21 protein-coding genes and 1 riboswitch are annotated in these 22,172 nt (G+C 36.8%); of the genes, 5 read left to right on the top strand and 16 right to left on the bottom strand.

The annotated features are described in order from the left end of the window. Positions 1-24 precede the first annotated feature (24 nt). The 7 genes from pyk to dnaE form a co-directional block, all read right to left on the bottom strand. On the bottom strand, positions 25-1,785 hold the full coding sequence (gene pyk / locus ACY9Z2_RS11395) for a pyruvate kinase (RefSeq protein WP_463609762.1): 1,761 nt from the start codon (positions 1,783-1,785) through the stop codon (positions 25-27). A 33-nt stretch (positions 1,786-1,818) separates the two neighbouring features. Next, the gene (gene pfkA / locus ACY9Z2_RS11390; protein WP_463609761.1) at positions 1,819-2,778 is read right to left on the bottom strand and encodes a 6-phosphofructokinase; all 960 of its coding nucleotides are present in this window, start codon (positions 2,776-2,778) and stop codon (positions 1,819-1,821) included. A gap of 942 nt (positions 2,779-3,720) precedes the next feature. After that, positions 3,721-4,683, bottom strand: coding sequence for an acetyl-CoA carboxylase carboxyl transferase subunit alpha (accA, locus tag ACY9Z2_RS11385; protein WP_463609760.1), 963 nt, complete (start codon positions 4,681-4,683; stop codon positions 3,721-3,723). Further along, positions 4,680-5,540 carry an acetyl-CoA carboxylase, carboxyltransferase subunit beta gene (gene accD / locus ACY9Z2_RS11380; RefSeq protein WP_463609759.1) on the bottom strand — a complete coding sequence of 287 codons (861 nt, stop codon included), beginning with the start codon at positions 5,538-5,540 and terminating at the stop codon, positions 4,680-4,682. The genes accA and accD overlap by 4 nt, the downstream gene beginning before the upstream one ends. Positions 5,541-5,893: 353 nt before the next feature. Next, a complete protein-coding gene (locus ACY9Z2_RS11375; protein WP_463609758.1) occupies positions 5,894-6,508 on the bottom strand; it encodes a FadR/GntR family transcriptional regulator in 615 nt (204 codons plus the stop codon). 17 nt (positions 6,509-6,525) lie between these two features. Next, a complete protein-coding gene (ystJ, locus tag ACY9Z2_RS11370) occupies positions 6,526-7,734 on the bottom strand; it encodes an NADP-dependent malic enzyme (protein ID WP_463609804.1) in 1,209 nt (402 codons plus the stop codon). A gap of 154 nt (positions 7,735-7,888) precedes the next feature. Beyond that, on the bottom strand, positions 7,889-11,224 hold the full coding sequence (gene dnaE, locus ACY9Z2_RS11365; protein ID WP_463609757.1) for a DNA polymerase III subunit alpha: 3,336 nt from the start codon (positions 11,222-11,224) through the stop codon (positions 7,889-7,891). A 121-nt stretch (positions 11,225-11,345) separates the two neighbouring features. Between dnaE and ACY9Z2_RS11360 the strand changes: the two genes are divergently transcribed. The 3 genes from ACY9Z2_RS11360 (at position 11,346) to ACY9Z2_RS11350 (ending at position 12,491) form a co-directional block, all read left to right on the top strand. Beyond that, entirely contained in the window at positions 11,346-11,678 is a 333-nt protein-coding gene (locus tag ACY9Z2_RS11360; protein WP_463609756.1) for a YtrH family sporulation protein, read from the top strand. Further along, positions 11,678-12,184 (top strand): sporulation membrane protein YtrI, encoded by a 507-nt coding sequence (gene ytrI / locus ACY9Z2_RS11355; RefSeq protein ID WP_463609755.1) that lies wholly within the window; start codon positions 11,678-11,680, stop codon positions 12,182-12,184. The genes ACY9Z2_RS11360 and ytrI overlap by 1 nt, the downstream gene beginning before the upstream one ends. A 73-nt stretch (positions 12,185-12,257) precedes the next feature. Next, positions 12,258-12,491, top strand: coding sequence for a YtzJ family protein (locus ACY9Z2_RS11350; protein WP_463609754.1), 234 nt, complete (start codon positions 12,258-12,260; stop codon positions 12,489-12,491). A 468-nt stretch (positions 12,492-12,959) separates the two neighbouring features. Here ACY9Z2_RS11350 and ACY9Z2_RS11345 read toward each other — a convergent pair whose 3' ends face one another. After that, a complete protein-coding gene (locus ACY9Z2_RS11345; RefSeq protein WP_463609753.1) occupies positions 12,960-13,907 on the bottom strand; it encodes a DHH family phosphoesterase in 948 nt (315 codons plus the stop codon). Between the two features lie 117 nt (positions 13,908-14,024). On the opposite strand from ACY9Z2_RS11345, the gene ACY9Z2_RS11340 reads away from it, so the two are divergent. Then, the gene (locus ACY9Z2_RS11340; protein WP_463609752.1) at positions 14,025-14,318 is read left to right on the top strand and encodes a YtpI family protein; all 294 of its coding nucleotides are present in this window, start codon (positions 14,025-14,027) and stop codon (positions 14,316-14,318) included. Between the two features lie 238 nt (positions 14,319-14,556). On the opposite strand, the gene ACY9Z2_RS11335 is transcribed toward ACY9Z2_RS11340, so the two are convergent. Further along, a complete protein-coding gene (locus tag ACY9Z2_RS11335) occupies positions 14,557-15,864 on the bottom strand; it encodes a DRTGG domain-containing protein (protein ID WP_463609751.1) in 1,308 nt (435 codons plus the stop codon). Positions 15,865-15,941: 77 nt separating this feature from the next. Continuing rightward, on the bottom strand, positions 15,942-16,163 hold the full coding sequence (locus ACY9Z2_RS11330; protein ID WP_463609750.1) for a hypothetical protein: 222 nt from the start codon (positions 16,161-16,163) through the stop codon (positions 15,942-15,944). 148 nt (positions 16,164-16,311) lie between these two features. Between ACY9Z2_RS11330 and ACY9Z2_RS11325 the strand changes: the two genes are divergently transcribed. Continuing rightward, a complete protein-coding gene (locus ACY9Z2_RS11325) occupies positions 16,312-17,541 on the top strand; it encodes an MFS transporter (protein ID WP_463609749.1) in 1,230 nt (409 codons plus the stop codon). 26 nt (positions 17,542-17,567) lie between these two features. Here ACY9Z2_RS11325 and ACY9Z2_RS11320 read toward each other — a convergent pair whose 3' ends face one another. The 6 genes from ACY9Z2_RS11320 to ACY9Z2_RS11295 all read right to left on the bottom strand — a co-directional run bounded on the left by ACY9Z2_RS11320 (position 17,568) and on the right by ACY9Z2_RS11295 (position 22,170). Beyond that, positions 17,568-18,107, bottom strand: a complete 540-nt coding sequence (locus tag ACY9Z2_RS11320) for a hypothetical protein (protein ID WP_463609748.1) — start codon at positions 18,105-18,107, stop codon at positions 17,568-17,570. Then, complete coding sequence (locus ACY9Z2_RS11315; protein WP_463609747.1) at positions 18,100-18,642, bottom strand: hypothetical protein; 543 nt, start codon at positions 18,640-18,642, stop codon at positions 18,100-18,102. The genes ACY9Z2_RS11320 and ACY9Z2_RS11315 overlap by 8 nt, the downstream gene beginning before the upstream one ends. A gap of 12 nt (positions 18,643-18,654) precedes the next feature. Beyond that, the gene (pilM, locus tag ACY9Z2_RS11310) at positions 18,655-19,575 is read right to left on the bottom strand and encodes a type IV pilus biogenesis protein PilM (RefSeq protein WP_463609746.1); all 921 of its coding nucleotides are present in this window, start codon (positions 19,573-19,575) and stop codon (positions 18,655-18,657) included. A gap of 15 nt (positions 19,576-19,590) precedes the next feature. After that, a complete protein-coding gene (locus ACY9Z2_RS11305) occupies positions 19,591-20,346 on the bottom strand; it encodes a prepilin peptidase (RefSeq protein ID WP_463609745.1) in 756 nt (251 codons plus the stop codon). A gap of 80 nt (positions 20,347-20,426) precedes the next feature. Further along, complete coding sequence (locus tag ACY9Z2_RS11300) at positions 20,427-20,804, bottom strand: competence type IV pilus major pilin ComGC (RefSeq protein WP_463609744.1); 378 nt, start codon at positions 20,802-20,804, stop codon at positions 20,427-20,429. 37 nt (positions 20,805-20,841) lie between these two features. Further along, positions 20,842-20,925: riboswitch (cyclic di-GMP riboswitch) on the bottom strand. Positions 20,926-20,970: 45 nt separating this feature from the next. Then, positions 20,971-22,170 carry a type II secretion system F family protein gene (locus tag ACY9Z2_RS11295; RefSeq protein ID WP_463609743.1) on the bottom strand — a complete coding sequence of 400 codons (1,200 nt, stop codon included), beginning with the start codon at positions 22,168-22,170 and terminating at the stop codon, positions 20,971-20,973. Positions 22,171-22,172 lie beyond the last annotated feature (2 nt).

Raw genomic sequence — 22,172 nt, 5'->3', positions numbered from 1 at the left:
AAGGGGAGAGCCCTTCATTATTTGTTATAACACACTAGTATGTCCTTTATAAACATCACCTTTAGCAGCGTCAATGGTAATGTCATCACCATCTTTAATTAAATCAAATACATTTTCTAATCCAACAATAACTGGAATACCTAAACTTAATCCGACAACAGCTGCATGTGATGTTAATCCGCCCTCTTCGGTAATAATTCCACCTGCTTTTTCAATCGCTGGCATCATATCGCGGTCAGTGCCATACGTAACCAAGATATCTTCTTCGGTTACATTTTCGATTGCATCCTTGGCATTTTTAGCAATAACTGCCCTACCGTACGCACTTCTTCTTCCAATTCCTTGTCCCTTGGCAATCACATCACCAATTACATGTACTTTCATGAGATTCGTTGTCCCACTTTCTCCAACAGGAACTCCTGCTGTAATAATTACTCTACTTCCACGCTTAAATAAATTAGTCTTTAAGCCTTCGTCTACCGCGACATCGAGCATCTCATCCGTTGAGTGAGCAGTTGTTCCCTTAGCTGCATAAACTCCCCAAACTAATGACAATTGGCGATTTACATAATCTGAAGCGGTAACCGCAACAATAGGAGCTTTAGGGCGATACTTCGAAATCATTCGAGCTGTATGTCCACTTTCGGTAGGCGTTATAATAGCACTAACGTCTAAATTCATTGCTGTATGTGTAACAGACTGACTAATTGCATCCGTAATTGTCATATCGACTGTCTTTGATCGGTTATTCAATAGTAATTTATGGTCAAGTGCTGTTTCTGCTTTTGTTGCAATATTACTCATTGTTTGTACCGATTCAACTGGATAATGACCAGCCGCTGTTTCACCGGAAAGCATAATTGCATCTGTTCCATCAAATATTGCATTAGCTACATCCGAAGCCTCTGCTCGTGTAGGTCTAGGGTTTCGCTGCATTGAATCCAACATTTGAGTTGCTGTTATAACAGGTTTTCCTGCATTATTGCACTTACTTATTAATTGCTTCTGAACGAGAGGTACTTCCTCTGCTGGTATCTCCACACCAAGATCTCCACGTGCAACCATAATCCCGTCACTGACTTCTAAGATTGAATCAATATTTTCGACACCTTCATTGTTTTCAATTTTTGGGATGATTTGGATATGTGTTGCATGATGATCTTCTAGCAAAGCTCTAATTTCAAATACATCAGATGGCCTGCGAACAAACGAAGCGGCTATAAAATCTACGCCCTGTTCAATACCAAACTCAATATCCTTTGCATCCTTTTCAGTTATACCCGGTAAATTTACTTTAACGTTTGGGACGTTAACACCCTTTTTATTTTTTATCGTTCCGCTGTTTGATGCTACTGTAATAATTTCTTTTTTTGAATGGTCTATATCCTTTACTTTCAGTTCAATTAAACCGTCATCAAGTAAAATAGAGGACCCTTCATGAACATCGTTGATTAGTCCAGGGTACGTAATGGAAAACCGTTCTGCAGTACCTTCCACTTCTTCCATGGAAATAACAACTGTTTTTCCTTCTATAATTTCATCTTCTCCGTTTTTAAATGATCCAGTTCGAATTTCCGGACCTTTTGTATCAAGCAGAATAGCAACTGTTTCTCCAGTTTTTTCCGCCGCTTCTCTAATGTTAACAATTCGTTGTTTATGCTCTTCAAAATCTCCATGGGAGAAATTCAGACGTGCAACGTTCATGCCAGATTTAATTAATTGTTCTAATGTTTCTACGGATTCTGAGGCAGGCCCAATCGTACAAACGATCTTTGTTTTTCTCAATTATATTTCCTCCTTCGACAATTGTGACAATGATTATATAGATAATTCGTTTGATAAATTATACATATCTAAATTAATTTCATGTTTTTGATTTAAAATTTCTAGAATGTCGTGGTCAACCAGTTGATTGTTCTGAATTCCAACGATTCTTCCACCTTTTCCTGTAAGTAGTAAGTCAACTGCTTTCGCACCTAATCTACTTGCCAATACACGGTCAGAAGCTGTAGGAGAACCACCGCGTTGAATGTGACCTAGCACTGTAACTCGGGTTTCCAAATTCGTTGCTTCTTGAATTCGTTTTCCGTAAGAAAACCCACTTCCAACACCTTCTGCAAGAATAATAATACTATGTTTCTTACCACGTTCATGTCCTCGCTTAAGCTTACTCACAACAGCTTCGAAATCGTCCTTTTTCTCGGGAATCAAAATGCTTTCTGCCCCATCTGCTAAACCAGCCCAGAGCGCAAGATCACCAGCATCCCGGCCCATTACTTCAATAACATACGTTCTTTCATGCGAAGTAGCAGTGTCACGAATTTTATCAATCGCTTCAATGATCGTATTCAAAGCAGTGTCAAAACCGATCGTAAAATCTGTGCCTGGGATATCATTATCAATCGTTCCCGGAACGCCAATGCAAGGGAATCCTTGTTCCGTTAACTTTTGCGCACCGCGAAAGCTACCATCTCCACCTATTACAATTAATCCTTCTATTCCATATTTATTTAGTTGGTCAATACCCTTTTTTTGTCCTTCTGCAGTTTTGAATTCCATACTTCTAGCAGAACGTAAAATGGTACCCCCACGTTGAATAATGTCACCAACTGAGCCGATTTCCATTTTCTTTATATGACCTTCCATTAAACCTTGAAAGCCATTTTCAATTCCATAAATATCTACTCCATGATATATAGATTTACGTACTACCGCACGAATTGCTGCATTCATGCCAGGTGCATCTCCACCACTTGTTAACACAGCTATTTTTTTCATTTTACCACCTCGATCAGTCCTGAATTTACCATTTAAATAATTATGTAATGTCTATCTTAGTACATGTACAGACATTTTTTAAGAAAAACCTATTTGTTAGAACCATTTATAAGTAACCTTGACGTAAGTGCTATGTTGATTTACGCTACGGTCAGTTGCGCACCTTAGGCTGGTGAGCCTTCTTCCCCGGCAATGGGGTATTCCGTCGTTGTCTGAAAAGGACGTTTTAGTTGCCTTTCCTTATTAGACGTACTGCGGGGTATCAACTATGCCATTTTCCCGCAGGACAGGAAAACTTCCCTGATAAGGCACTGCCAGAAGAGAAGTGCTTTTTCTTTTTCAAGGAGTCGACTGTCCTTCGCTACAATCAACTATAATAAAAGTAAAAAGGATATAATGCTATAAGCTAGTGGAGGAAATACACGAAGACTCCTGCGGGAAAGCGAAGTGCTGAGACCCCGCAGTGAGCGTTCTTTGCTCGCGAGGAGGCTCAGCGCAAGCCCGCGGAAAGCGAAGTGTATTTCCGGAACGGCAGTTCCAACCACAATCGCAATTTACTTCGATTTCAGATTTGACTAATATTTGCTTTATGTTTGTTGAATACGCAAAAAAGAATATTCGGAACCTTGATTTATCGCCAGGCTTTTATAGTGAAAGCATTAGTTAAATTTAATTATACTAATATCCATAATACATATACCCCTATCAGCGCGAAAAAAACAATCATGAGGTTGACGCCTGTCAACCTCATTGAAAAAAAGAAGCACATTCATTTATTCCGCATTAACAACTAGGTATAACCCCACCTCAATAACTGAGGATAAATAGATATTTCAGCCATAAAAGACCTTATGGTATAACCGTTCACTATGTCCGATTCGTTCAACTACAGGCTAGACTAGTATGGTAGACCAAAATCATCCTACTGATTGAAGTTTTACCTTATTGTTCAAGTTCCTTATATTCGCCAATTTGTTTATATTTTTCCCATCTTTTTTCAAGTAATTCATTTTGATTTAGTTTACGTAAGGAAACAAGTGACTTAGATAATACATCATTTATGTTACGCGCTTGTTGTTCAATGTCACGATGGGCACCAGCCTTAACTTCAGGAATGATTTCATCAATCACACCAAGTTCTTTTAAATCATAGGAGGTAATTTTCATCGTTTCTGCTGCCTTTTGAGCTAAACCTGAGTCTTTCCATAATAGTGCGGCTGCACCCTCCGGCGAAATAACCGAGTACGTGGAGTTCTCAAGCATATGAATATGATCCCCTACCCCAAGTCCTAATGCACCGCCACTTCCACCTTCACCAATTACGATACAAATGATTGGTACAGTCAACCCTGCCATTTCTACCAAATTTCGTGCAATTGCCTCACTCTGTCCACGTTCCTCAGCTGCTTTACCAGGAAACGCACCTTTCGTATCGATAAAACAAACGATTGGGCGGTTAAATTTTTCCGCTTGCTTCATATGACGAAGTGCTTTTCGGTATCCTTCTGGATGTGGCATCCCAAAATTGCGGTGGATATTCTCTTTCGTATCCTTTCCGCGTTGATGACCAATCACAGTTATTGGCTTACCCTGATAGTTTGCAATTCCAGCTACGATGGCAGCATCATCCCCATACGAACGGTCACCATGAAATTCAATAAAATCAGTAAACAATTCACCTATGTAATCTAAGGTAGTAGGTCTATCTTGATGTCTTGCCATTTGAACCCGATTCCACGGTTGCAAGTTAGAATATATATCATCCTCTAACTTTTTTAATCGTTTTTCTAAAGTACTAATTTCATCTGATAAATCTATTTCACTATCTTCTGTAAAGCTTTTTAGTTCGGAGATCTTTTCTTTTAAATTTACAATTGGTTTCTCAAAGTCTAATACTTGATTCAAGCAGAATCCCCACCCTTCTGATGCATAACGAGCAGCGTAGATAATAATTGTTTCATTTCTTGTCGATGAACAACTTTATCTAATTGTCCGTGATCTAACAGAAATTCAGCAGTTTGAAAATCATCTGGTAGTTTTTCTCGAATGGTTTGTTCAATAATTCGTCTTCCAGCGAAGCCAATCAACGCTCCTGGTTCAGCAAAGTTATAGTCACCGATTGATGCGAAACTTGCAGATACACCACCAGTAGTAGGGTTTGTCATAATAGAAACCATTAGTCCTCCAGCATCACTAAAACGCTTAATTGCCACTGACGTTTTTGTCATCTGCATTAAGCTCAGAATACCTTCCTGCATTCTTGCTCCACCTGAAGCAGTAAAAATAATAATTGGTAGCGACTCTTTTTGCGCTTGTTGAACAGCTCTCGCAATCTTCTCGCCAACAACTGATCCCATACTCCCCATGCGAAAGCGGGAATCCATTATACTTACGACAACCGGTTGTTCATCAATGGTTCCTTTTCCTGTTACAACGGCTTCATTTAAATCCGTTTTCACTCGATCACTTTCTAGTTTTTCTTCATAACCAGGAAATTCTAGTGGATTATTCGATATTAGATTTTTATCCCATTCCTGAAAAGAACCTTCATCAAATAAACTATCAATCCGTTCCCAAGCAGTTAACTTATGATGGAATCCACAATTTGGGCAAACATTTAAATTTTTATTCATTTCTTTTCGGTAGTATATTTTATGACATCCTTGGCATTTCATCATTAATCCTTCAGGTACATCCATTTTCCCCTGTTCACTCGGAATGGACGCATATTTCTTTTTCTTGCCGAAAAAATCCTTTAGCAAGGGTAACTCCTCCTTTTCAGACAACGGGTGATAAGAAAAGCGTAAACGCCTTGATTACCCCCGACAAGCTTAATTGATCCACTGTGTGGCATTTTTTGCCACAAAGAGGCTTGTTACGGACGTTCAATTAAAACCGGTACGTCCTCGAAAAAGAAAGGCTTTTCCTTCATGCGATGTTTCTTGAAGAAGCTTTCCTTATCCTGTGCCAACATCGAACCAAACCACATCCATTGGGCCAGAATGGGTAGGCGCTGAAGCTAGACATCTCTAAATAAATCACTTCACACCATTTTTATATGTATTATAACGAATTAGAAATAAAAAAGTTGTCATAAAATGGCATGTCCTAACAATTATTCTTTTAAAACTCGTTCTATAAATAATTCCTCTATAGATGTATCCGCACTTCTATTATATATCGATAATAAATCATTATAAAATATCATATCATATTTCGATTGATTCAGCGTTCGGGAAAAGTCTTCCATCAGATTCCATATTTTTGTTAATAATAGATTATTTGTCTTATCGCATAATAGTTGAAAAAAAGCGGCATGGGTATCCTGTTTTTTTTCAACTATTAATTCTAATTCCCTTACATCTTGTTTAGTTAATTGTTGAAAAGCAAGCTTTGCTATTTCTTTTTCAATTATTGTCTTAGCAGTAGATAAATCTTCTTCCATTCTTTTTCCTTGAAGAATAAAGGAAGCTAATAAATCGACAGTTTGGAAAGGTTTATATTCACTTAAAAATGTTCCTTGACCATTTCTTGTTTCAATTAAACCTAGCAATTCCATAGCTCTTAGTGCTTCCCTTATGGAAGATCTACCAGCATCCAAGCTATCTGCTAGATCACGTTCAGAAGGGAGCTTATCACCAGGTTTTAAATTATTATCTTCTATGAATGCACGAATCTCATTTAAAACTGCTTGATATACTTTTCGCTTAGGTGACATGGACACAGCCATGCTCCCTCCTTTGAACCCTATTCAGAGTCAATTTGTGTTAATCTTCTTGTCTTTTCAGCGATTTCTTCAGGATCGACTTCAATTCTAGCTACACCTGATTCCATTGCAGCTTGTGCTACACTTTTCGCTACAATTGGTGCGACACGAGCATCAAACGGTGCTGGGATCACGTAATCTTCGTTTAAATCTTTTTCATCAATTAATGATGCAATCGCCTTCGCAGCTGCAATTTTCATTTTCTCATTTATACGCGTAGCTCTCACATCGAGCGCTCCACGGAAAATTCCTGGGAAAGCTAATACATTGTTAACTTGGTTTGGAAAATCCGATCTTCCTGTCCCGATAACTTTTGCACCAGCTGCCTTTGCATCTTCTGGCATTATTTCTGGATCTGGATTTGCCATTGCAAAAATAATAGGGTCTTCGTTCATTTTTTCAACCATATCTTTTGATAACAAATTGCCAACAGACACACCAATGAACACATCTGCTCCTTCTAATACTTCATCAAGTGAGCCTTCTTTTTTGTCTTTGTTCGTCATTTTTGCAACCTGGTCTTTTACATCATTCATTCCATAAGGACGACCTTCATAAATGGCTCCTTTTGAATCACACATAATCATCTCTCGTACTCCAAAGCTATGAAGCAACTTAATTATTGCAATGCCAGCAGCACCCGCACCATTTGCTACCACTCGTATATCCGAAAATGATTTACCAACTACCTTCAGTGCATTAATTAAACCAGCAACTGTAACAATAGCCGTACCATGCTGATCATCATGGAAAATTGGAATGTTTGTTTCCTTCTTCAATCTTTCCTCAATAATAAAACAATTCGGTGCAGCAATATCTTCCAGATTTACGCCACCAAATGTTGGCTCCATCAATTTTACAGTACGAACAATTTCTTCTATATCATGCGTTGCAAGACAAATGGGAAAAGATTCAACCCCAGCAAAACTTTTAAATAATACTGATTTCCCTTCCATTACCGGTAATGCCGCTTCTGGTCCAATATTGCCAAGACCCAAAACTGCTGAGCCGTCGCTTACGACTGCAACCATATTACCTTTCATTGTATAATCGTATACTGTTTCTTTTCGATCGTGAATTTCTTTACAAGGTTCTGCAACTCCGGGCGAATAAGCTAAACTCAAATCTCTCGCATTGCGAATAGGTACTTTCGATTGAACGGTTAACTTACCTTTATGTGATTTATGCATATGTAGTGCTTCAGCTTTTAAGTTTGACACGTCACTCGCTCCTTTTAGCGACAAAAATTGTATTGCATTACTAGTGGTCAGACCACTTACCTACTACATTATAACAGATGGTATATTTGTGTAAAGCATGAGGTATAGACATATTTAGTCCATACTAACCTTTTTTTAATACTACATTTTCTTTACCAAAATAAGCCTTCAATTCTCGTAAACATTGAAACGTTCCATCAACAAAATAATCACCAGATAATTGGTACGTTTTTTTCGTATCTTCCTGGTGAATAATGACCGGTGTATCACCTGGGTAGCTACTTGCAATTTTCTTCATTTCATTCAGCAGTTTATCGCTATTTGTTTCATTACATTTTATAAACAATCGTTTATTTTGAATGACTTCTAATTCTTTCTTATCGAATGGCCTTACATCCTGAATTATCCATTGAATTTTATTATTTCGTTCTTCTATATTTCCTTTAATGGATAATATCGATTCCTCGTTTAGGAATCGTTTATTTTCGCGAAATGTATCAGGGAAAACAACTGCCTCCATGTCAGTTGTTTCATCACCAATTGTTACGAACGCCATTTGATCTCCACGTTTCGTACGAATCGTCTTCATTCCTTGAATAATAATAGCACTTTGTACATTTCGCTTTCCAACCAAATTATTCACCTGACTCAACGAAACATATCCATTCATTCGTAGCTTTTCACGATAACTTGCTATTGGATGACTAGAAATATAAATACCAATTAATTCTTTCTCATCAGCTAGCTTCTTCATTAGGTTAAAATCATCTATCTCAACATAAGTAGTTTCGATATCCATTTTGTCCTGAAAAAGACTAGGTTGATCTGCAAACTCTCGGAACAGTTCACCTTGTTCCATTGCCCGGTCAATCGACGCCAAAAGACTTGCACGATTGGAATAGGTTTCATCAAAAGCACCAGTCATAATTAGTAGTTCCATTGTTTGTCTGTTTACAACTTTAACAGATATTCGCAAGCAAAAATCAAACAGATTCTTGAATGGGCCATCTTTCCGGGCACGAATGATTTCTTGAACAGCTTGATTTCCAACACCTTTAATCGTTAACAATCCCATTCGTATCTGCCCTTTTTCAACAACATATTTACCAAAGCTTTTATTGATGCTCGGTGGAAGAAGATCAAGGCCAAATGTTTTAGCTTCTTTACGATATTGATTTATTTTGTCCTGTTGATTCGCATGGGAAGTTAATAATTCGGTAAAAAAGTTAGCTGGATAATGCGCTTTTACATAAGCTAATTGATACGAAATTTTACTGTAAGCTACTGCGTGACTTCTGTTAAATCCATAATTAGAAAATTGTACAATCCAATGAAAAATTTGTGCTGCAACTTCTTTTGAATATCCGTTCTGCAAACAGCCAGCAACAAATGCTTCGCGTTGTTCGTCCATTAACTGTTGTTGTTTTTTACTCACCGCTCTTCGCAATATATCAGCTTGTCCTAATGAAAAACCGGCTATTTTACTAGCAATTTGCATAATTTGTTCTTGATAAATTAATACACCAAACGTTTTCTCTAGAATTGGCTTGAGATCAGGATGTGGATAGTCAATCGACGATTGCTTATGTTTCCTGCTTATATAAATCGGAATATTTTCCATTGGACCTGGACGAAACAGTGCATTTACCGCCACAATATCCTCAAATGTAGTAGGTTTCAATTTAGTAAGCACCTGTTTCATTCCATCTGATTCTAACTGGAAGATACCATTGGTCATCCCAGACTGTAATAAGCGAAACGTTTTTTCATCATTTTCCGGAAAATTGTCTATATCTAGTTGTACCTTATTTGTGTATTGTATAGATTTTCTAACCCTATCCAGTAATGTTAAATTTCGTAATCCTAAAAAATCCATTTTTAATAATCCAATAGACTCTAAATCATTCATCGGATATTGTGTTAACATTGTCGAACTTGTGCCAATCGTAAGTGGGATATGCTCCACAAGTGCTTTTTCACTAATTACAACTCCGGCAGCATGGGTTGAAACATGTCTAGGTAATCCTTCTAATTTCATAGCAATTGTAAATAAAGCTTTTAACGAATTAGATTGTTTAATATATAGTTTCAAGTCTTCTGACGCTTGAACATATTCAATTAGTTGCTTATTTGCTTGAACTGGTATTTCCTTTAAAATATAGTTCAAGTCTTTTTGATCAATATTCATTGTTTTACTTAATTCACGTAATAACGATCGTGCGGCAAATGTTCCAAACGTGATAATTTGCGCGACATGATCAGCTCCATACTTTTCTCGTACATATTCAATGACCTCATCACGGCGATCATCAGCAAAGTCGATATCAATATCTGGCATACTAGTCCGCTCCGGGTTGAGAAATCGTTCAAATAACAACTCGTGCTTTATCGGATCTACATTTGTAATCGATAATATATATGCAACCAATGAACCAGCCGCCGAACCACGACCTGGTCCAACCAATATGTTGTTTTCTTTTGCGAAATGAATAAAATCCCAGACAATTAAAAAGTAATCACTGAAGCCCATCGATTCTATTACGGATAATTCATAGTTTAACCGCATTTTTATCTCATCGGTTACAGTTGAAAATCTACTTTCTAGCTTTTTCCAACATAACTGCTCTAGAAAAGAATGAGCATCTATATTTTCCGGGACTGGATACGATGGTAGTAAGCGTTCATTAAAATTCAATTCCATGTGACATTTTTCCATAATTTGAGTAGTTGCTTCTAGTACTTCTGGCCAATATCCAAATAATACACTCATTTCTTCAGCCGATCGTAAGTGATTCCCACTAGATGTGGGTAGAGTAGTTGAGCTAAAGCTGTGGCCATTTTTCATTGCTTGGAGACAATCATATGCATAGTTATCTTTTTCGTCTAAATAACATACATCATTAAGAGCTACGACAGAATAACTTCCTTGATCGACAAACGCTCGAACCTTTTGTAAGACTTTACTATGACCTTCGATGCCAAGATAAAAATCATCGTTGGAAAACATCTCTTCCCATTTATGTATATAATGACTGACTTTCTCAAATGGCTCTGTTTCGAAACGTTCTTCCATACAGGCATTACTCGTAGGTAATATTCCAATTAGTCCTTTTGTATACGTAGATAAATCTTCTAGTTTTAAATCTTTATCAGAGTCCGTTTGAATCTTAGTACTCAGTTTCATTAATTGTTGATAACCCACATTATTTTTTGCGAGTAAAACACACGTATGTAGATTTGATTCCGCATCGATAATCCGTATGGACAATCCAATAATTGGTTTAATACCGTAGCGCTTGCATGCTTTATAAAATGGAATAGCACCGTAAAGAACATTTTCATCCGTCAATGCAAGCGCTTGGAAATTATGTTCTGAAGCTTTTTTGACAAGCTTTTCTATTGTTATGGTACTTTGCATTAAACTATATCCACTTTTAATTTGTAGATGTGTAAATGACATACTATTCCACCTCCTACTATCCTCTTATTATTATAACGAATACTGCATAGTCTTGCATAATTCATATCTCGTCCAATTAATTCATATAGTGTAAGTAGTATACCGTATGGGAGCGTATGTTATGGAAGAAGAACGTTTCTTTGCTTCATTTATCCATTGTTATTTTATAGCTTTCGGGGTAATTATAGGCGGAGCGATAATCGGGAGTATTGGATCCTTTTTAACAGGGGACGCTCCTTTTTCATCGATCAAAAATATCGCGAAAGGTTTACGAATATGGGCCATCGTAGCTGCGATTGGCGGAACATTTGATGCAATTGAAAATTTTGAAAAAGGTCTTGAAGGATCGAGTATTGCTGTATTTAAACAAATCCTGTTAATCGTTGCTGCCATGGGTGGAGTTAAATCTGCAATGTTATTAATATCTTGGTCGATACAACAGGAGTTTGAATAATGCATATACCTCCTTATTATAAACGAAAAAGCTGGCAGCGCTTTTTTGTGGGAATGTTTTTTGGTTCAGTAATTTCTTATTGTATTTTTCTATTTATGTATGCCACTATGTATGAACGCTTACTGGAGCAAACCCTTAGTTTGCAATCGCAAGTAGAAACACTAGAGAAACAAAATAACGCCTTACTAAAGGATAAAAAAGATTTAAATGAGCAGTCAAAAGAATCGGATACCGTCCAAAAAATAGAGATCTATATAATGAATGATGATGAACTGGATATAGGAGAGCTTAACAAATATGAACTGGAAGGATTAGTTAAAGAAGAAATATCTACTATCATTGGTCAAGATGTAGACATAGTCTCAAATAGCGATCAATTACTTTTTTCAGCAATCGAAAATAAGGAATTTACTGTTGATGATTTGACATATCATTTTACTGTAGAAAAACTGACCATTAACGGGGGCATCGTAAGGTTAACACTTAAAGCGGATGTTGAGAATTAATTTTTTTGAAAAAATTATAAACACATTAAGGATTGCGTTCATATACTAAGATAATTGAAAGGAGTGGATTCGTATGTTTATTATGGATCAAAAACGCATGAAGGAAGAAAAAATTGGCCAGTTACGAAAAGGTCTAACGGCATATGCAGAATCAAACGAACTAATCCGATTAATAAAAAGAGATATCCAAAAATATGATCTTCATGTGCATTGTGACGAAACACCTTCAGGATGCTGGTTCATTCCACTTCATGATAGCAGGGTTAGGACGGATTTCCTATCCTACGAGCTCGATGAAAGTGTATAAAAATAAACAATCTTTCAAAAGAAGCGCCTAAAAGCGCCTCTTTTTTAATTGGTAATATTAATAAATTTATTGTTACGTAATTGAAGTAAACTGCGAACTAGTGAATCATGTTTGTAGTAACGTTGATTTCCGCTTCGGGCAAGGCTAGTGAAGTAACATTTTCGAGCGCACTGGAATAATTGCATGCGGGATGACAGCTAACGGACACACGATCCCTTATTTGTGAAAAATAAGGGTAAATGCGGTTGTTATCGGACTCAGGATTCCTTATTTGGGTAAAAACAGGTGAAAATCATGTTTTTTTGCTGAATAAGGCATCGTGTGTCCGTTAATCCTCAAAATAGAGGTGAAAAAGGTAAATAAGGCATCCTCAGTCCGATACAACAAGTGTCCTTGACCTACATGAACCATTTCTAGTTCACAGTTACCTGTTGTTGTTTTAAACAACATTTTTTAGAAAACCTTCAATTATTTCTTGTAGGTTTGACAAGCTTGATTTAAATCATGGATGACCTGTTCTACTTCTTTCCATGAATCTACCGATGCACCTGCAGCCATTGGATGCCCACCGCCGTTGTATTTCGCGGCGATTGTATTAATTACAGGACCTTTTGATCGCAGTCGCACTCGGATTAAATCTTCTTCTTCAATAAAAAATGCCCAAGCCTTAATACCTTCAACATCACCTAGTACACCTACTAATTGACCTGTCTCCATTACGCTTACATCAAATTCTTTTAAGGTAGATTGGGTTAATTTAATTGTACTCATACCTGAATCAGCTAGCGTATAGTTTTGTAAGATATACCCACGGAGTCGTGCAATTGATTCTTTCGTGTCATAAATACCGTCGTATAACGCAGTTCGATCAAAATCATAAGATACGAGTTCAGCTGCATATTGAAAGGTTTTTGTAGTAGTACTCGGAAATAGAAATCTCCCTGTATCTCCAACAATACCACCATAAATAAGGCGTGCAGCCTCATTATTCATATTGTAACCCCGACTTTTCGCATGTAAGTATAAATCGTAAATAATTTCACTTGTTGAACTTGCTGTAGTATCAACTGCCATGATATCGCCGTATTCATCAACATTCGGGTGATGATCTAGCTTTATTAGCATATCACCTTTATCATAGCGTTCATCATCGATTCTAGCAGCATTTGCTGTATCACAGACGATCACAAGCGAATCGGTATATGTACTATCTTCAATTGTATCCATCTGTATAAGAAATGTAAGTGATGGATCCTCAGAACCTACGACATACACTTTTTTTGTCGGAAATGTTTCTTTTATCAAATGCATTAATCCGCCCTGGGATCCAAGTGCATCTGGATCAGGTCGTACATGACGGTGGATTATTATCGTTTCGTATTTCTCAATCGCATCCAATATTTGATCAAAATTCATACAATCACATCCATTCTCTCAAAACATCATAATCATTTGTTCTAGTAAAATTAGCAAAAACAAGCTACAATAAATAAAGGATTTTTCTAAACTAAATTATGTTATGGAGTAGATTACATGTTTATTTTACCAGTTATTATTATGCTGTCATTGGTATTTTGGCTTTATTATAAAGTTGCTATTTTACGGACTCGTGATAGACTATCACAAGCATATTTTAACGCAAAATCAAAAATATGTCTCGGTGCTTTTATTTTCGCGTTCGCGATAAACCAATACATATTTTATCAAACACAAATTTCATTATTTATAGGTATTGTATTTCTTATTCTCGGTTGGATGCAACTTTCCCGTGGTTTCAAAGAGACAAAACATTACCGTAATGAATATAGACGAATAAATAGGGAATGAGGCCGGGGCATAACTTATTCTATCATTAAAAAATAACGAACGATAATCATAATTAGCTTCGGAAATATACGTAGACTCCTGCGGGAAGTAAGAGATTGACGAGACCCCGGAGGACGCAGTCCGAGGAGGCTCGACACTCTCCCGCGGAAAGCGAAGTATATTTCCGAAGCGTTTTTACACTGATCTCCATCGTTCGGATTTTAATGATAAGAAATACTTTTGTCCCAACCTCTTGTTCTTATCGATCAATTAATTGTGCCATTAGTAGACCTTTTCCAACCATCTTATTATCGTTAAATACTTCCACATCTATTTTTGCATAGACTCTACCTACCTCAAGCAGTTTTGGTTTTATGAGTATTTTACTGTCAATTTGAACTGGTTTCATAAAATAGACAGTAATATTTTCAACGACTAAATCCCCTTTTTTTACTTGTAATAGCAAACGACTACTAGCTTCCGAAATAAGTGAAGTAAATACCCCGTTTGATAAAGTCCCAAGTTGATTCGTCATTTGCGGCGTAATATCTGTTTGAAAAATCGTCTGATCTTCGTCTAATGCTTCTAAATTGCGTGAAATAATATCATCAATTGTTTCACCGACCTGAGGTTGACGTTGGATTTGTTGTAAAGCCTTTAACACATCTTGCCTTGAAACGACACCTTGTAACTTATTTGACTGGTCAACAACAGGCATTACTTCAATACCTTCCCAAACCATCATATGGGCTACATACGCTAAAGATGTCTTTGTCTGTACAACATGCGGACGTTTTGTCATAACTTTTTCAACTAGTGCCTGTCCATCCTTACCAATAACATCTTTAGAAGTAACCATTCCAACTACACGTTTTTTATCATCAACAACAGGAAACCTTGAGTGGGTAGACTGTTCATTTAATGTATACCAGCGCTCAAGTGGATCTTTAATTTTCAATACATAAGCCTGATCAGCTGGAGTGAAAATATCGTCAACAAAGACAATTTCCTTTTTGATCAGTTGATCATATATCGCACGGTTAATCATCGCTGCCACGGTAAAGGTATCATAGCTGGTGGACATAATTGGAATTTCCTTATCATCAGCAAGCTTTTTAATGTGTTCGTCCGTATCAAAGCCACCCGTAATAAGAACCGCTGCCCCCTCTTGCAAAGCTAGTTCATGGGCCTTTACGCGGTTACCAACAATTAAAAGCGAATCGCGTTCTGTGTAACGCATCATTGCATCCAATTGCATAGCACCTATTACAAACTTACTTAACGTTTTGTGTAATCCAGTATGACCACCAAGTACTTGACCATCAACAATATTGATTACCTCGGCAAAAGTTAAACGTTCGAAGTTTTCTTTCTTTTTTCGCTCAATTCGGATAGTTCCAACACGCTCAATTGTACTAACTAAGCCTTGATTCTCCGCTTCTTTTATTGCTCTATAAGCAGTCCCTTCACTAACGTTTAAGTCTTTCGCTACTTGACGAACAGATATTTTTTTTCCGATTCCCAAAGAACCTATATGCTGAATAATTTGTTCATGTTTCGTTGCCATTGGTCCTCACCAACTTTCAACTGTACTAGTCAATTTCATAGTGTTAATTATACAGTTGAATTGGCCAAACCTCAATGTTAAAGCCTTTGACGTACTCTAGTTCTTTCCTGTTCCATAGATGGAGGTTCTGTAATTCGAAAAAGTGTTGCACTATTCGCTGCAACAACTAATAGTAAGAAAATTAACCACATTCCCCAGAACAATGCCTCCATCTGTGTTGTTGCTGTAGGAATAACTGGCCATGCAAAATATAAAAAAAAGCAAGCTAATAATAAACGTAATACTGCGTAATGTCGCATAAAACTCCCTCCTTGTCCTATGGTTTACCATATGATTCAACGACTCAATTCAGAACTTGGTAAAAAGTAGTTTTTTCCAACTAGGATAAAGAACAAAAAAAGAGTGAATAGTAAGGAATAGTCTATGTTTAGAGAGGAAGCTTGCACAATGAAAGGTAACGAACAACAGAGCAATGAAGTCCACGATAAAAGATGGGCAATTGTTTCGATGGCATCAATTCCATTAATTATGACCTTAGGAAACTCGATGCTAATTCCCGTTTTACCTATTATGGAGACGGAATTAGGTATTTCAAAGCTACAATCCAGTTACATTATTAGTGTTTATTCAATCGTAGCTATATTTCTTATACCAATAGCTGGATTTCTCTCTGATCGATTCGGAAGGAAAGTCGTGATCATTCCTTCTTTAGCCATTGCGGGGATAGGAGCTTTGTTAGCAGGGTTTGCGTCCTGGAAATTAGATGAACCATTTTTAATGATTATTGTTGGAAGAATTCTTCAAGGTATCGGCGCCTCCGGAACAGCACCAATCGTTTTACCGTTAGTAGGTGATATTTTTCAAAAGGATAAAGATGTTAGCTCTACGCTTGGTATTATAGAAACGTCTAATACTTTTGGAAAAGTATTAAGTCCAATACTAGGTGCGGTACTAGCGGGAATGATTTGGTTCTTACCATTCTTCTCTATACCGATATTTTGCATTATTTCTATTTTACTTATCCTATTTTTGGTCAAAAAACCAAAGGATGATAAAAAGGGACCAAAATTTAAAGAATTTATGAAAAATACAAAAGAGGTGTTCCATAAACATAAACGATGGCTACTATCTATTTTTGTTATTGGCGCTATATTAATGTTTATTTTATTTGGCATTTTATTTTACCTCTCTAGCATTTTAGAAGAGGTATACGATTTTAAAGGTATAAAAAAGGGATTATTTCTTGCTATTCCCCTAGCCGCACTTTGCTTAGCATCGTACATTACCGGTAAGAAAATAAAAGACAATTTAATTATGATGAAATGGATTACTTTTATTGGAATTGTTGTGGCTGGATGTGCTGTAGTTGCAGTCCGATTTTCAGAGCAGTTTATTTACTTAATCGTTGTTTTTCTTATTTGTGGTGTTGGAATCGGCGCAGTTCTTCCTTGTATGGACGCTTTAATAACGGAAAGTATAAAGAAGAGTGTTAGAGGAACGATTACAGCGGTCTATAGCTCCGCACGATTTGTCGGTGTTGCAGCTGGACCACCAGTAATTGCCATATTAATGAAACAGAATTTAACCTGGTTAGTAAGTCTGCTTTCCATATTAGCACTTATCGCTGCTTTTTTAGCCTTTAAAACCATAAAGCCAGAAGCAGATGGTGAGAAATAATTAAATCCTCCCACTTATGGGAGGATTTAATTATTATTTGCGTGAAAAGCTGTAAATGTAACCAGTAATGTAACACCATTTTCTGCTTCGTTTACGGTTAAACCTTCTACATTAAGTAATCGGTTCGTTTGATTAAACGCTGTCAAAAATTTGTTTGCCATCGCCAAGCTAGGGGCGGTTGCTTCTAACGTATAGGTTTGACCATTAATTCCCTTTGGTATCTCTTTACTCCGTTCACTCGACTCACCCTCAACGGTCTCGAGTAGATTAACTGTCACTCCAGACGTATTTGCGATTTTTTCGATAAGTAATAAAATAGATGCCGGCTCTTCGCTTAATGGAATTTGTTCGGTTACAGAATTACTTTTTGTCTCCTGATCATTACTCGATTGGTTGTTGATTTTTTCTACCTGATCCTGAAACAGTGCAACGTTATCCTTCATTGAAGCTAGCTCCGCTTGCATCGGTTTGATCAGTATCGTATAGGAAATAAAGTAAATAAGAGCACTCGTTACAATTAGCCCAAGTATGCCGTATAACTTTGTTTTAGTTAATGGTTTATTCATTGTTCCCAAGCTCCTTCATCAAAATTTCCTGATTAACAGTGATAGTTATGATGGCCTGGTACGTTGATTCATTCAATGAAATAGAGGTTAATTCTGCTCCCTGAATATAAGATTGTTGAAACAACGCTTTTACATATGCAGCAACATCCGTTAACGTCTTGAATTGCGCTTCCATAACGATATCATTCGTTTCCGTTACCTCATACGAGACAAACTGTTCTACATTAGGGAGTAACTCCTGTATATTACGATAGAGTTTTACATTAGGGACAGTCATTGATTTAATTATGTTAACGTCCGAAATCAATTGTTTCTTCAGCTGCTCATCAACTAGCTTTTCCTGATTTTCCTTAAGTGTATTTTCCAATTGTTCCAACTTGGATGATTGTTGTTCAATCTTAGTATCGTAATGATGTTGTTGAAACAAAATGATGCCTACAACAATTAACAGTAAGATGAAAAAAGCTGTCCCAAGCTTTATAAAGGGGGCGTATTTATTCGGTTGTTTCTCTAGCAGATTGATTTCTGTATTCATTACTATTCCCCTTTACGCCTCTTGTTTTAGAGCAAGGCCAAGTACATCAATAAATCGGATATCCGTTTCTTGGTTTTCATTTAACTCATCAATTAAAACAACAGGGATCGATACACGAGATTCCATTTCATTTTTGACCAGATCTAAAAAAGGAAAATCACCAGATATCAATAACTTAGTGATACTTGAAGCTCCATTCGTTATGTTGAACTGGTAAAAATCGATTATTCGATTAATCTCAATGATTTGCTCGTTAATTAGCTCGATAGCAAGCTGTTCATCAATCTTTTCTTTGGTAGTTTCCAAACTTCTATATCGTGTAAATATGGCTTTATGTTTATTAAAAGCTGTCAAAATCAACGAATCAACATTCCAATGAATCAGTAACACATCATCATTTTTATTTTTTTCATGAAGATAATAATAACGGTAAATGGATAACGACGTAAGATCAGCCGCCTCAACCTTTAACCCCGCATCATGAAAAACGGAAACAAATTCGTTAAGTTTCTCTTTTGGATAAGCAAATAATAAAACGGTTTGTTCTTCTTTATTGGTGTCTAGTATTTCTATATCGATTGCTGGATTACCAAACGGAAGGTGAAAGCTATTTCCTATTTGCGTTTTTATATACCCTTTTACCTCTTCTCCTGAAAGTGCTACAGGCACATTCAACTCACGAATGACAACTGTATCATCTGGAACACAAAAAAAAAGTTTTTTTCGCTTCCATTTTTGTTTATGTACAAGTTGATTAATGATTTCAAGTAAAGCTGCTCTATTCATAATTTTTCCGTCTTTTACTGTACCTAGTGGTAATTCTACTTCGCCTTGTTCAACAAGACCATCTAATGATGCGTTTTTATGGTACGAGTAACGCAAAACACGATTAGTGATTACAATGTTTACTCTACCATTTACTCCGATTGCCATCTGCTCTACACCTACTTACAGTAAAAATTTTGTATACCAATCAATAATAGCAGGGCCATAAAAGTAGGAAATGATGCTCGCAACCACAATGTATGGTCCAAAAGGTATTGGCTGTTTCCGATCGACCACCATACATAATAGCAACACAGTACCTACGATAGCCCCGATGATTGTTGAAAGGAAAAATACCAATAAAATTCCTTTTAAACCTAACACGATCCCTAGAACACCGAACAACTTCATGTCTCCTGCGCCCATACCACCTTTACTTATGATGATGATTAATGCAGTAATTCCAAGTCCTGCAACTGCTCCTGTTAGCGAAGTAAACCATGGATCAAGCGGTTGTACTATGCGCAAAACGATAAATATCGGTAAAAAGAAAAGAAGTATCTTGTTCGGTATTAACATATATTTTATATCGGCTACAAAGATAATCATTAGCATGGAAATGAGCATGAATGCGGTGACTAATTCGAGCTCAGTTCCAATTCTAAGATAGGATAGAGTAAATAATAAACCAGTAGCCAACTCACCGATAGGATAAATAATGGAAATTGGTGATTTACAATGCCGACATTTTCCTCCCTGTAAGACATATGACAATACAGGAATCAGTTCGTACCATGCAAGCGAATTCTTACACCTTGGACAGCATGAACGTTCATTGGCAAAAGGTTGTTTTAATGGTAACCGTAACCCAACTACATTAAAAAAAGATCCAAAGATTAATCCAAGGATAAAAAATATGATTGATAGTGCAATTTCCATTGTGTTTCCCCTTAACTATGTATAATGGAAGAAAACGCCTTGCAACAAATGATGCAAGGCGTTGAAAATATAATTGAAATTTATTCTTCTTCCTCTTCAGGTTCTTCTGGGTTAGAAGTATCCGTACCACCGAATACCCATTCATTTCCTACTTTGGCTACAGTGTCACTTTCTGAAAAACCTTCTGGTACATTTTCTAAATATCCATCATCTACAAGGTCTTTAATAGAATATTCATCTTTACCTTTATCACCAGCTGCTACATTTGCTAATCTAGCGGCATTTTCAATTAGCTCTTGACTAGCAGTATCAGCTTTTGTCTCTGCATCATCGATAATTCCACCTATCGTCGGAACCGCAATTGCCACAACAATTGCCAAAATCGCAATAACCGCTAAAAGTTCAACTAATGTAAAACCTTTCTCTCTCTTTAACATTTTCTTTAATCGTTCGACCATGTTGACCCCACCTTTTTATAGATCGATTATTCCATAGACCCAGTTGGTCGGTTGCACTACTGACTCCAGATTATCTCAGTGCCCATTCTATCGATAATCTATCATTGTCTCCTACTTTCGTCTTATAGTCTATTATAGTTTACAATCTGACAAATATCTACCAGTTTTACTGAAAATTTTCAAAAAGTGAAAACATTGGTATGACTACTGCCATGATAATACTTCCGACCATTACTGTTAATACAATTATCATTAATGGCTCTATTAAAACTTTAATTCTATTAGACAGTTGTTCTACTTCTTCCTCGTAGAACTCAGCGGCTTTCATTAACATATGGTCTAATGTCCCTGTCTTTTCACCGATTTGAATCATCTGTACGACCAATGCTGGAAAAGCCCAGTGATTCTTCATTGGATTCGTTAATGATTCACCAACTTCTAATGACTGCCTTGATTTCGCTAACGCGGACTGTATAACGCGATTTGCTACTACTCGTTCGGTTATTTCGACAGATCGAATAATTGGGACAGAGCTATTAAATAAGGTGCTAAGTGTCTGCAACATTCGAACCAATACACCTTTATGGACTAATACACCTACAAACGGAAACCTCATTTTAATTACATCCATCCGATAGATGAAACTGTCAAACTGCATAAAATATTTATACAATAAGGCTCCCATGGCAATAAGGAGAAAAAGGATCCACCAATAAGTTCCAACTAGTTGACTTAATGTAATGATAAATTGTGTGTAAGGTGGAATATCTTCCCCAAAAGACTGGAACATACTAACAAACCTTGGAACGATAAAAATGAGTAAAAATGCACTTAAGAATATAGTAATGATTCCAACTACACTTGGGTAAAGCAATGCAGAAACTACCTTTTGTTTATTCCGATATTCTTTTTCATAGTAATCTGCCATTTCGTTTAAAATTTCGTCTAGCTTACCACTAACCTCACCTGCATGAATCATATTCACTAATAGAGAAGGAAAGACTTTTGGGTGTCGCTCAGCTGCCACTGAAAGGGATTGACCATTCTCTAACTGCTTGTCTATATCGGATAACGCTTGACGTAAGGCATAATTATCGGTTTGTTTTACCATCGTTTTTGTAGCATCTGAAATAGAAATCCCTGCACGGATTAGCGTTGAATATTGTCGTAAAAATACTACAAAATCCTTATTTTTTACTTTTTTATTTAATATAATGTCTTTATTCCATGGTTTTGTTTCAGAAATATCAAAAATAATATACCCTTCGCGTTCAAGCGATTTAATCGCTTCTTCTCTTGTGTCTGCCTCCACTTTACCGCTAATTTTCTGCCCTGATATTCTTTTACCAGAATATTGAAAGTTCATCT

This window comes from Virgibacillus sp. GM2-2 (assembly GCF_055329585.1).
Note: the sequence above shows the minus strand (reverse complement) of the source record. Positions and strands in the feature narration are given on the sequence as shown.